The organism is Thermoflexus sp. (assembly GCF_025055495.1).
Taxonomy (GTDB): Bacteria; Chloroflexota; Anaerolineae; order Thermoflexales; family Thermoflexaceae; genus Thermoflexus.
Genome location: NZ_JANWXB010000105.1, coordinates 1 through 11,431 on the forward strand (window position 1 = coordinate 1; position 11,431 = coordinate 11,431).

Here is an 11,431-nt window from a genome sequence, read left to right on the forward strand (position 1 = left end):
AACCCCTAAATGAAAAATGGACAAAGCACTACGAACCATTTTGTCTCATGCTCTACCGCGGACAGGGTCCTTTTTGTTCGTGGCAAGCCATGGGTGTGCTCGTTCCCTCTTGGAACGCTGGACGGGCACTTGCGTGCCTTAGTGCAAACAGTCCTGGAGAGGCCATCGCCTCTCTCCCGAAAAACCCCTAAAAAAGATAAAGATAGACGAAGCAGCGATGGAGCGTGTCCATGGCTGTTCTTTTTGGGAACACTTCGGACGGGCACTTACGTGCCCTACTACGAACAGGAGCCTTTGTGTGGATCGTAGGGCACATCATGCCCGCCTTCTTTGCTGGGAATGCGTTCACGGGCGCCCTGCTTCGTTCAGTGCCCGGACATAGACGAGGCCCTCGCTTGTATTCAGGCGCATAAGCGCCTGTTCCTGATCACATCTTATGGGTGCTCGCTTTGCTGCTTAAAAATACCGTGCCGACAGAACGCCGGGCGGCAGCGGCTGGGTGCGGACGTTCAGGCAGGCGGGGCGTCCTGCCGCGGCCATCCGTTCCAGGGCCGGCCGGATTTCCTCCGGATGCTCCACCAGTTCCCCATAGCCGCCGAAGGCCTCCACGATCCGATCATAGCGGGTCGGGGCCAAGGCGGTGGCCACCGCTCGGGCTTCCCCCACCATTTCGATCTGGGGCCGTCGGATCTGGCTCCACGCTGCATCGTTGGCGACTACGCTCATAATCGGGAGCTGAAAGCGCACCGCCGTGTCGAACTCGAACCCGTTGAACCCGAAGGCCCCATCGCCGAACAGCACCAGCACCCGCCGATCCGGATAGGCCAGTTGGGCCGCGATGGCGAAGGGCACCCCGATGCCCAGACATCCGAAAGGCCCCGGATCCATCCAGTTCTCCGGCCGGTAGACGGGAAGGATGCGGGAAGCCGCCGCCACGATGTCTCCCCCATCGCCGATCACGATGGTCCGCTCATCGATCCATCGCGCCAGCTCGTGGCACAGCCGCAGGGGATGAATGGGGATATCGGCGGCGTCCTTCCCCTGGGCCCAGAAGACGGCCTCGCCCGCTTCGATCGCCCGCAGCGCCTCCCGCCAGGGAGTCCACCGCCGTTCTGGCGCCCGCGCCTTCATAGCCAGCCGCCACTCCTCCAGGATGAGCCCGATATCCCCCACCAGGCCCAGATCCACCGGCCGGTTGTGACCGATCACCGCCGGCTCCAGGTCCACATGGATGATCCGCGCGGTGGAGGCGATCTCCTGCCCGAATTTCAGCCGGAAATCCAACTCTCCGCCGACGAGGATGAGCAGGTCGGTCTGGGCGAAGGCCTTACGCCGGGCGTGCTGGAAAAACTGCGGGGAATCCGGCGGTAGCGTCCCGCGGGCCATCCCGTTAGTGAACAGGGGGAGATCCAGCTCCTCCACGAATCGGGCGAGGGCTCCATAAGCGTGGCACCAGCGGACCGCGCTTCCGGCCATCACCACCGGCCGCTCCGCCTCGGCCAGCATCGCCGCCGCCTGTTCCAGGGCGGACCGCGCCGGGCCGGGCCGCGGCACGTTCCGATCCAGACGGGGGAAGGCCACATGGCGCTCGTCCACGAACCGGAAGAGGACGTCCAGAGGGATCTCCAGGAAGACCGGGCCGGGGCGGCCGCTCATCGCATGGCGGAGGGCCACCTCGAGGAACTCCGGGATCCGTTCGGTCTCGTAGACGGCCCCGGCCCATTTGGTGATCGGCCGCATTACCGCCACGTGATCCATCTCCTGCAGCGAGCCGCGGCCCAGCTGGGCGAAGGGGCCCTGGCCGCCGATGACCAGCACCGGGCTGTGGGCCCGGAAGGCGTTGGCCACTCCGGTGACGCTGTCGGTGACCCCTGGGCCGGCGGTGACCACGGCCACGCCGGGCCGGCCGGTGAGGCGCGCCCAGGCATCGGCAGCGTGGACCGCGGCCTGCTCGTGGCGGACGTCGATGATCCGGATCCCCTCATCGAGGCATCCGTCGTAGATCGGCAGGATATGGCCACCACACAGGGTGAAGATGACCTCCACCCCTGCGGCCTTCAGCGCCTTCGCCACCAGCCGTCCACCGTGCATGCTGGACATCTTCGTTCCTCCTCTCAGGATCTGAAAAAATCGGACCGCGCGGAGTTGGTCCGGGCACCGAAGGCGCCCGGCGCAGCTCCTCCAAGGGCCCCAGGTTGGGGGGATTGCGCTTCATCCAGGATCTACAGAAGGCCGCGTTCTCGGGGCGAGCAGGGTCGCTATTCCAAACGAAGCCTTCCATCAGGCGCCAGCCTCATTTTAACGCAACTGGGGAGCTCTCCCCTGGAGGTGCGCGGGAAGGACGCATCCTCCGATTAGATCGTCTACAGGAGGCGCCGATCCGCGGAGGCCCCCCGCGTAATTGGGCTGAGGCCCTTGGAAAAGCCGTGGAAGGGGATCCAGCAGGCGTCTGGGAAAGGGGAATCCTCATCAGGGTTACGCCGTTCGCTTCCTCGAGGAGTCTTTTCTCCCCGCTCTCCACGACCCGTTGGGCCATGGAGAGAGGGGAGCCCGCCTCGCCGAAGGACGCCTTCGTTGATCCGTCCCCAGCGCCGCGGGTCCAGGCCCCCGGTGTTCCGATCGCTGGGCCCTCCCCAGGACCCTCCAGAGGCCATCCCACGCGACGCGGTGAAAAGGAATCCGTATCCCTTCGCCCCGGCTCGAGGGATTTCAAACCGCCTCCGTTCGGCTTGACATCATTTTTAGGTTTGGCTAAATTTACTATGATCCGTTACGTGCAATCGGAGGCGGCGGATCCGATGGAAGCGCTTTCCAGGAGGAAGCGGGCCCAAGCCCCTCGCCTTGGGGAGAGGGGAGAAAAACATCTCGAAGGGCTCAAAAGCTGTATGGGGCGTGTGCTGTAAAGGCGGTCCAGCATGTTGATGAGATCTCATCCTAAGGAAGCGCCCATGCGCCGTGGGAGCCGACAGGTTGGATGGGGCTGGCGTATCCTGTTGATCGTTGTGATCGCATGGGGACTGAGCGCCTGTGCTCCGACGGAGCGCCGGGTTCAGGCGGCCGAGCTGGCGAACCGCCGCATCCGGGTGACGGCCACCACCACCATCGTCGCGGACCTGGTCCGCCAGATCGGCGGCGATCGGGTGGAGGTGATCTCCCTGATGGGCCCGGGAGTGGACCCCCATCTGTATAAGGCCCGGGAAAGCGATGTCTGGAAACTGATGCGGGCGGACCTTATCGTCTATCACGGTTTGCACCTGGAGGCTCGAATGGCGGATGTGCTGGCCGGGATGAACCGCTGGGCGCTGGTGGTGGCGGTGGGCGAGGCGATTCCCCCCGAACAACTTCGCTATCCCCCCGGGGAGCGGATCCCAGACCCTCACATCTGGTTCGATGTCCGTCTCTGGAAGCGGGCGGCGGAGCCGGTGGCCCAGGCGCTGAGCCGCCTGGATCCGACCCATGCGCCTCAATATCGGTCCCGTCTCCTCGCCTATCAGCAGGAATTAGATCTCCTGGATGCCTGGATCCGAACGGAGGTCCAGCGGATCCCCCCCGAGCAACGGGTGCTGGTGACGTCCCACGATGCCTTTGGATACTTCGGCCAGGCTTACGGATTCGAGGTCCGAGGGCTGCTGGGGATCAGCACAGCGGCCGAGGCCGGCCTGGCGGACGTGCAGGCCCTGGCGGATTTCCTGGCCCGACGGCGGATCCGGGCGATTTTCGTCGAAACCAGTGTTCCCCTCCGGTATCTGGAGGCGGTGCAGGAGGCCGCGCGCGCCCGGGGATGGTCCGTGCAGGTCAGCGGCCCGCTCTTCTCCGATGCCCTGGGGGATCCCGGCTCCCCGGAGGGCACGTATATCGGGATGATCCGCCACAACGTCCAGACGATCCTTCAGGCTCTGCAAGGAGAATAGTCGATGCCGTTCTTTCCATCCGTTCTCCACGAACCTTCAACCCTCGTTGATGGCCTGGCCATCGAGGTCACGGATCTCACGGTGATGTATGGCGAGCGCCCGGTCCTCTGGGATGTGGACTGGCAGGTCCCTGCCGGAGTGCTGATGGCGGTGGTGGGCCCGAACGGCGCCGGGAAGACCACGCTGCTGCGGGCGATCCTGGGCTTGGTCCGACCGGTCGCAGGTTCGATCACGGTTTTCGGGCGCCCGCCGGCGGAGGCCCGACGGTGGATCGCTTACGTTCCCCAGCGGACGGCCGTGGATTGGGATTTCCCGGCCACGGTGCTGGATGTCGTGCTGATGGGGCGTTATCGCCATCTGGGATGGGTGCGTCGTCCGGGGGCCCAGGATCGGGAGCGGGCGATGGAGGCCCTGGCCCAGGTGGGGATGGCGGATCTGGCCCATCGTCAGATCGGCCAGCTTTCGGTGGGCCAGCAGCAACGGGTTTTCGTCGCCCGGGCGCTGGCCCAGGATGCATGGCTTTATTTGATGGACGAGCCCTTTGCGGGCGTCGACGCCATCACTGAACAGGCCCTCATCGAAGTGCTTCGGGGCCTAAAGGCCGCCGGCCGCACGGTGATCGTGGTGCACCATGATCTTCAGACGGTTCCCCTTTACTTCGAGTGGGTAACCCTTCTGAACGTGCGCTGTGTGGCCTGTGGGCCGGTGGCGACGGCGTTCACCGGAGACTCCCTTCGTCAGACATATGGGGAGCGAGCCATCGTCATCTCATGACAGGAATCCGAGGGCCGGACCAGGTGCCTGGGGGCACGGCCCGGCCCGATCATCGGATGGAATCCTATGGGGTTTGCCTTCTGGCTGGATCCCACTTTCCGTCTGGTCGCCGTCGGCTCCGCTCTGATCGGAGCGGTGGGTGGCGTTCTGGGGACCTTCGCGCTGCTCCGGCGCCAGAGCTTGCTGGGGGACGCGATGAGCCATGCCGCGCTGCCCGGGATCGTTCTGGCCTTCCTGTTAGCGGGAAGCCGGGATCTCCCCCTCCTGCTCGCAGGGGCCTCGCTCAGCGCATGGCTGGGGGCGCTTCTCGTGGTCCTGATCACCCACCGTTCCCGCATCCGGCCGGATGCGGCCCTGGGCCTGGTCCTCTCCGTCTTTTTTGGGTTCGGGATCGTGTTGCTGACGGTGGCTCAGCGGCAACCGACGGCCGCTCAAGCCGGTCTGGAGCGCTTCTTGTTCGGGCAGGCGGCCATGATGCTGCGGCGGGATGTGGAAGGAATCGCCCTGGCTACCGTGCTCATCCTCGTCGTAGTCCTCTTGCTCTGGAAGGAATTCAAGGTCCTGGCCTTCGATCCGGCCTTCGCCGCCGCCATCGGCCTCCCAGTGATGGCCCTGGATGTCCTGCTCACGACACTGATCGTTCTGGCGATCGCGCTGGGGCTTCATGCGGTGGGCGTGGTGCTGATGAGCGCGGTGCTGGTGGCCCCGGCTGCCGCTGCCCGTCAATGGACCCATCGGCTGGAGCGAATGGTGATCCTGGCCGGGGGATTTGGGGCCCTCTCAGGGGTCCTGGGAACCCTCCTGAGCAGCTGGATCGGCCGGCTTCCGACCGGCCCCATGATCGCCCTGTGCGCCTCCGGGATCGCCCTGTTCTCCCTGTTGTTTGCACCACATCGGGGCCTGATATGGACAGCGAAATCGCCAGGAGGGAAACGCGATGCTGGCCCCTCAGGTTGAGATCATGCTGGTCGCGGCCCTGGCGGGAGCGGCGTGCGCGCTGCCGGGCGTCTTTCTGTTCCTGCGCCGGATGGCCCTGGTGGGGGATGCCATCAGCCACGCCATCCTGTTCGGGATCGTGGTGACCTTCCTGATCGTCCGGGATCTCCGCTCGCCTTGGCTGCTGATCGGCGCCGCGGGGACCGGGGTGCTCACCGCGGTGGCGGTGGATGCCCTGCGCCGGACCGGCCGGGTGAAGGAAGATGCGGCCCTGGGGCTGGTGTTCCCGGCCCTGTTCAGCCTGGGCGTGGTGGGGATTGCGCGAGGAGTGGGCAACATTCACTTGGATCTGGATGCGGTGCTGCTGGGGGAACTGGCCTTCGCGCCCTTTGACCGTCTGATCTGGGGTGGATGGGATCTGGGGCCCCGGGGCGCCTGGGTGATGGGGGGGCTGCTGCTCCTGAACCTGACCCTGATCCTGGTTTTCTACAAAGAGTGGACGCTCTCCACATTCGATCCCGACCTGGCGGAGATCTTCGGCTTCCGGCCGGCGGTGCTGCACTATCTGCTGATGGGGATGACCGCTCTAACCGTGGTTGCCGCCTTCGATGTGGCCGGTGTGGTGCTGGTGGTGGCGATGCTGGTGGTTCCCCCTGCCACCGCGGCGCTTCTCACCGATCGCCTGGCCCACATGTTGGGGCTTTCGGTCCTGCTGGGCTTGGGCATCGCCCTGGGCGGTTATGGCCTAGCCTACGCCCTGGATCTCTCGATCGCCGGCTCGATGGCCACGGTCGGCGGGATCCTGTTCGTCCTCGTCTTCTTAGGGGCGCCCGGCCAGGGGCTCATCGCCCAGGCTCGCCAGGCCGCGCGACAGCGCCAGCATCTGGCCCAGCAGATGCTGGTTATCCACCTGCTCAGCCACGAGGGAACGGAAGCGGAATATGAGGAAAACTGCCTGAAGACGCTGCCCCTGCACCTGCGCTGGGATCCTGCTTTCGCAGCGCAGGTGATCCAGCGAGCGGAGCGGGTGGGGTGGGTGGTGCGAGAAGGCGAGTTGCTCCGGTTGACGGAAGCAGGCCGTCGGGCGGCGCGCGAAATCATCGGGTCGAATGGGGGGATGATCCCCCTTTCCCGGTGATCGGCGAGCCGGAGATGCCTCCTGGAGCGTTCCTACGAACAGTATGGCATGCCATCCACAGGATTTCGTAGGGGCAGGCCTGAACTCTGCCCTTGGGCATATCCCGCAACAGGTGCCTCGATGAAAATAGCCAGGATGTGCGGTTCCCGTCGGGGCGAGCTTTTCGGACGCTTCCCCTGAGAATCGCCGGTCCCGCTATGGGGCGCCTAAGAGCGTCTTTCCCCTTGACCCCTCCTTTTGAAATTTGTAGAATGGGTTTGCGTCTTTCCTCACATTCCCCCCTGGTATGAATCCCTTAGGGAGGTGCGCGGATGACCTGGCATGGGCTCACGCCGTTTGAGTTCTATGCGGTGCTGGCCGTGCTTGGGGTGGCCGTGGTGAGCCTGATCTTCGCCGGGATCCTCCGGTCGGAGGTCATGCGCTACCCGAAGGGCACGCCGAAGATGCAGGAGGTGTGGGAGGCCATCCGGGAGGGAGCGGAGGCCTACCTGCGCCGGCAGCTGATCAGCATCCTGCCGTTCATGGGTCTCCTGAGCGTGCTGCTGTTCCTCAGCGTTTACATTGTCCCCCCTTCGCCGGAGGCGCGGGAGGTCTTCCCTCACCTGGATGAGAACACGCTGCGGCTGGTGATGGGGCTGGGCCGGGCCGTCGCGTTCATCCTGGGCGCCGGGTTCTCCCTGGCGGTCGGCCAGCTGGGGATGCGGATGGCGGTCCAGGGGAACATCCGGGTGGCGGAGGCCGCGCGCACCCAGGGCTATGACGCGGCCCTGCGCCTGGCCTACCGGGCCGGCACCATCACCGGGATGCTGACCAACGGCCTGGGGTTGCTGGGCGGCTCTGTCATCTTCCTAATCTTCGGCATCGCGGCGCCGGACGCCCTTCTGGGCTTCGGGTTCGGCGGGACGCTGCTGGCGCTCTTCATGCGCGTGGGCGGTGGCATCTACACCAAGGCCGCCGATGTCGGGGCGGATCTGGTCGGCAAGGTGGAGATGGATGTCCCGGAAGACGATCCCCGCAACGCGGCGGTGGTGGCGGATCTGGTGGGCGATAACGTGGGGGACTGCGCCGGGATGGCCGCGGACATCTTCGAGTCCTACGAGGTGACGATGGTCTCGGCGATGATCCTCGGCCTGGCGGTGCGAGCGGTGGACCCGAACCACTCGATGGTATGGATCATCTTCCCGCTGCTGGCGCGGGCGGTAGGGGTGATCGCGTCGATCATCAGCACCTACACCGTGGGGGGCGTTGCTGGCCGCCGGGGGGATGCGCTGCGGGCCATCAGCCGGGGCTTCTTTATCGGCGCCGTGCTGTCTTTCCTGGGCTTCGGAGCCATCGGGTTGTTCTATGCGCAGGACTGGCGGGTGGTGGCCTCGACGACGGTGGGGCTGATCCTCTCGATCGTCATCGAGCGATTGACGGACTATTTCACCAGCACCGAACGGGCCCCCGTGGGCGAGATCGAGAAGTCGACACGGGCGGGCCCGGCCACCACTATCCTCAGCGGCCTGGCGGTGGGCTATGAGTCGACCGTGTGGGCCATCGTGGTGATCGCCCTCACCATCGCGACCTCCGTCGTGATCTACTGGGGCCTGCCGCCGGTCTATGTGCTCTACGGCGTCTCCCTCACGGGCATCGGGCTGCTGATGCTCACGGGCAACGTGGTGGGAATGGACTCCTACGGGCCGGTGACCGATAACGCGGGTGGGATCGCGGAGATGGCTGGACTGGAAGAGTCGGCCCAGGAAGTGCTGGCGGACCTGGATGCGGTGGGCAACACGACCAAGGCCACCACCAAGGGCCTGGCCATCGCCACGGCCGTGATCGCCGCGGTGGCCCTCTTCGGCTCTTATCTCACGGATGTGAGCAAGGTCCAGGCCCAGCTGGGCCAGGTTCCCACCCTGCAGGACGTTGGGATCCGGATCGACCACCCGTTGGTGTTCGTGGGCCTGCTGCTGGGTGGGGCCTTGCCATGGCTGTTCTCCTCCTTCGCCATCCGAGCCGTGAGCCGTGCTGCCACCCTCATCGTGGAGGAGGTGCGGCGTCAGTTCCGCATCCCGGGGGTGCTGGAGGGCACGGCCAAGCCCGACTACGCCCGGGTGGTCACGATCTGCACCCTGGCAGCCCAGAAGGAGCTGCTCTCCCTGGCGCTGCTTTCCGTGGCCACCCCGCTGGTGGTGGGTCTGGTGCTCCAGGTGGAGGCCCTGGGAGCCTTCCTGGCCGGGTCCATCCTGGTGGGGCAGCTGCTGGCGGTCTTTATGGCCAACGCCGGGGCGGCGTGGGACAACGCCAAGAAGCGGGTGGAAAACGAGCCACGAGACCCGGCGCGCAACCTGGGCAAGGGGAGCGAGCGCCACAAAGCCAGCGTGGTCGGCGACACTGTGGGCGATCCGCTGAAGGACACGGCGGGGCCGGCGATCAACCCTATGATCAAGGCCGTCAACCTGGTCTCCGTGCTGGCCGCGCCGATCATCGTCCAGTTCCGTGGGGTGCTGACGACGGGGACTTTGCTGGCCATCGGTGCTGCGGTGGCCGTGCTCATGGCGGTGCTCCTATGGGTGGTCTGGCAGAGCAAGCGGGAGGTGCCGGAGCTGGCCGGTGCCCCGGCCCCGGGATCCGGGCAGTAAAAACCGAGGGAGGACACCGTTGCGGGGGCCTGCTGGTAGAAGGCGGGCCCTCCGCAAAGCGGGACAACCGGGAGGGCGGGGCGACCATGGGGGATTAGGACAACCACGGGGGGTGTCCCTACGGGTTACGCCGCGCGGATTTTTGTAGGGGCAGGCCCCTGTGCCTGCCCCGGGCCCCTGTGCCTGCCCCGGGCCCCTGTGCCCGCCCCGGGCCCCTGTGCCCGCCCCCATCGGGTGGTCACAGGGGTCTGCCCGTGTGGGGCAGCCACGGGGGGCTGCCCCTACCGGAATGTGCGCAAAATCCAGACCGTGAGGGCCAGGGCGAGGGTCCACAGAATCCAGCGTGCGCGGCGAGGGCGAGAGGCGGGCTTTTCGCCAGACAACAGGCCTATAAGCGCCAGGCCATAGGCGCCTGGTCCATGGCCGAGGGCCACGGCCCAGGTCACCCAGAGCGGCCAGGCGATCCACTGGAGCGCTGGGAACAGAAACCCCACCCCGGCCAGTCCCATCGGAATCCCTGCCAGGAGGGCAGGCTCGGAAGGAATTCCTCCCGCAAGCCCCAACCACCAGGGGAAGGTGACGGATACCCATTCCCGGATCCCTTCCCCTATCCCTGAAGAGGCCAGACGCCGTGCGAGGAGAAGGGCCACCCCGACCCCCAGCGTAAGCCATACCCCGATGTCTCCCACCAGCCCGATCCCGATCCCCAAGGCCGCGAGGGCTGTCGCCAGGGCGCCTCGAAGTTCCGGGAGTTCCCGGGTGTGCGCGGTGATCGTCCCGATCAGTCGTGGGATACTCTGAAGGAAGATGTCTGCTGGGCTGCCGGATTGGAGATAAGGCAAGGGCGGTGAAGCGGAGGGTGCTGGAGCGGGAGAGCGGCCACCCCATGGGGATTCCCGCAACAGCCGGTGCAGCGCTGGCCAGGCGACTTCCGCCAGTAGCCACGCCCCCAGCCACCAGGGTCCAGGAGGGGGGCTACCGCTGGCCATCCACGCCGCCGCCAGGATCAGGGTGGCTTCCCCTTTCCCAAATAAGATGAGGAGCGGGAACCCCATGCGTTCGCCCGGCCGGATAGAAGGCTTCGAGTCAGGTTCTGAGGCCCTGGCCATCATCGATCCCAGGGTCATGGATCTCCAGGGCCTGCAAAACGGACTGCATCCGCTCAAAATGCGTGCCGGGCCAGTAGACACGGCCGCACTCTGGGCAGCGATGGAAGCGTTCGTGTTGTCGCCAGACGAAAGCGGGGACGTGTAAGGCCACCGCTTCCCGTGGGACGGGCGTTAGGCGGGTGTTGCACACGGGGCATCGAGAGAACGGGGTGTCTCCAGGCTCCCCAAAGCACCTCCGGATCGCCCGCAACTGCTGAATGAGATCCTCATGGTCCACCAGGAAGGCGTGGGACCCTCCTCGACGGGCCAGAGCGTGATCCCGGGTTAACAGGATGCGATCCTCAGCTTGGGCGATGCGCAACAGGGCGTCGTCATCGAGAGTGGGGTCGTAGCGGGTATCGTAACCCAGGATCCGCAGCCATTTCGCCAGGCGGCCGAGCATCGTGTCGACCACGAAGCGGGCGGAGCGGTGATTCTCCGGTGGCATCATCACAGCCCCCTGATGAGTCAGTGGGCATCTCAGCGTGGCGCACCGCGCATTTCGTAGGGGCAGACCCCTGTGTCTGCCCGTATGGGCGGGCTGGGCGGGCCCCTGTGCCCGCCCCGGGGCCCCTGTGCCTGCCCCAACGGGTAGGCACAGGGCCGTTCCATCAACCCTCGACCAGTTCCTCCAGTTCGGCCTCTTCCTGGCGGCGTTCCCGAGGCCGAAGGTGTGGAAACAGGATCACCTCCCGGATGGATCGACGGTCGGTGAAGAGCATGGTCAAGCGATCGATCCCCAGCCCCAGGCCCCCATTCGGCGGCATCCCATAGCGCATGGCGTCCAGATAGTCCTCATCCATCGGATGCGCCTCCTCGTCGCCGGCCTCCCGGGCCCGCCCCTGCTCCAGAAAGCGCTGTTCCTGATCGATGGGATCATTGAGCTCGGTGAAGGCGTTG

9 protein-coding genes are annotated in these 11,431 nt (G+C 66.0%); 5 read left to right on the top strand and 4 right to left on the bottom strand.

Annotated features, from left to right (window positions below; genetic code table 11):
* Positions 1 to 456: 456 nt before the first annotated feature.
* A complete protein-coding gene (locus NZM16_RS03615) occupies positions 457 to 2,100 on the bottom strand; it encodes a thiamine pyrophosphate-binding protein (protein WP_295452280.1) in 1,644 nt (547 codons plus the stop codon).
* 848 nt (positions 2,101 to 2,948) lie between these two features.
* On the opposite strand from NZM16_RS03615, the gene NZM16_RS03620 reads away from it, so the two are divergent.
* The 5 genes from NZM16_RS03620 to NZM16_RS03640 all read left to right on the top strand — a co-directional run bounded on the left by NZM16_RS03620 (position 2,949) and on the right by NZM16_RS03640 (position 9,383).
* The gene (locus NZM16_RS03620; protein ID WP_295452282.1) at positions 2,949 to 3,911 is read left to right on the top strand and encodes a zinc ABC transporter substrate-binding protein; all 963 of its coding nucleotides are present in this window, start codon (positions 2,949 to 2,951) and stop codon (positions 3,909 to 3,911) included.
* Between the two features lie 3 nt (positions 3,912 to 3,914).
* Complete coding sequence (locus tag NZM16_RS03625; RefSeq protein WP_295478620.1) at positions 3,915 to 4,685, top strand: ABC transporter ATP-binding protein; 771 nt, start codon at positions 3,915 to 3,917, stop codon at positions 4,683 to 4,685.
* 66 nt (positions 4,686 to 4,751) lie between these two features.
* Positions 4,752 to 5,642: an iron chelate uptake ABC transporter family permease subunit gene (locus tag NZM16_RS03630; RefSeq protein ID WP_295478623.1), complete on the top strand. Its 891-nt coding sequence runs from the start codon at positions 4,752 to 4,754 to the stop codon at positions 5,640 to 5,642.
* Positions 5,623 to 6,759: a metal ABC transporter permease gene (locus NZM16_RS03635; RefSeq protein WP_295452289.1), complete on the top strand. Its 1,137-nt coding sequence runs from the start codon at positions 5,623 to 5,625 to the stop codon at positions 6,757 to 6,759. Before NZM16_RS03630 ends, NZM16_RS03635 begins: the two co-directional genes overlap by 20 nt.
* 311 nt (positions 6,760 to 7,070) lie before the next feature.
* Positions 7,071 to 9,383, top strand: a complete 2,313-nt coding sequence (locus NZM16_RS03640) for a sodium-translocating pyrophosphatase (RefSeq protein ID WP_295452291.1) — start codon at positions 7,071 to 7,073, stop codon at positions 9,381 to 9,383.
* A gap of 281 nt (positions 9,384 to 9,664) precedes the next feature.
* Here the strand turns inward: NZM16_RS03640 and NZM16_RS03645 are convergent, their stop codons facing one another.
* The 3 genes from NZM16_RS03645 to NZM16_RS03655 form a co-directional block, all read right to left on the bottom strand.
* On the bottom strand, positions 9,665 to 10,438 hold the full coding sequence (locus NZM16_RS03645) for a hypothetical protein (protein WP_295452293.1): 774 nt from the start codon (positions 10,436 to 10,438) through the stop codon (positions 9,665 to 9,667).
* A gap of 31 nt (positions 10,439 to 10,469) precedes the next feature.
* Positions 10,470 to 10,982 carry a Mut7-C RNAse domain-containing protein gene (locus NZM16_RS03650; protein ID WP_295478626.1) on the bottom strand — a complete coding sequence of 171 codons (513 nt, stop codon included), beginning with the start codon at positions 10,980 to 10,982 and terminating at the stop codon, positions 10,470 to 10,472.
* 160 nt (positions 10,983 to 11,142) lie between these two features.
* Positions 11,143 to 11,431, bottom strand: a 289-nt coding sequence (locus NZM16_RS03655) for an amino acid--tRNA ligase-related protein (protein WP_295478628.1), incomplete at its 5' end; no start/stop codon positions are given.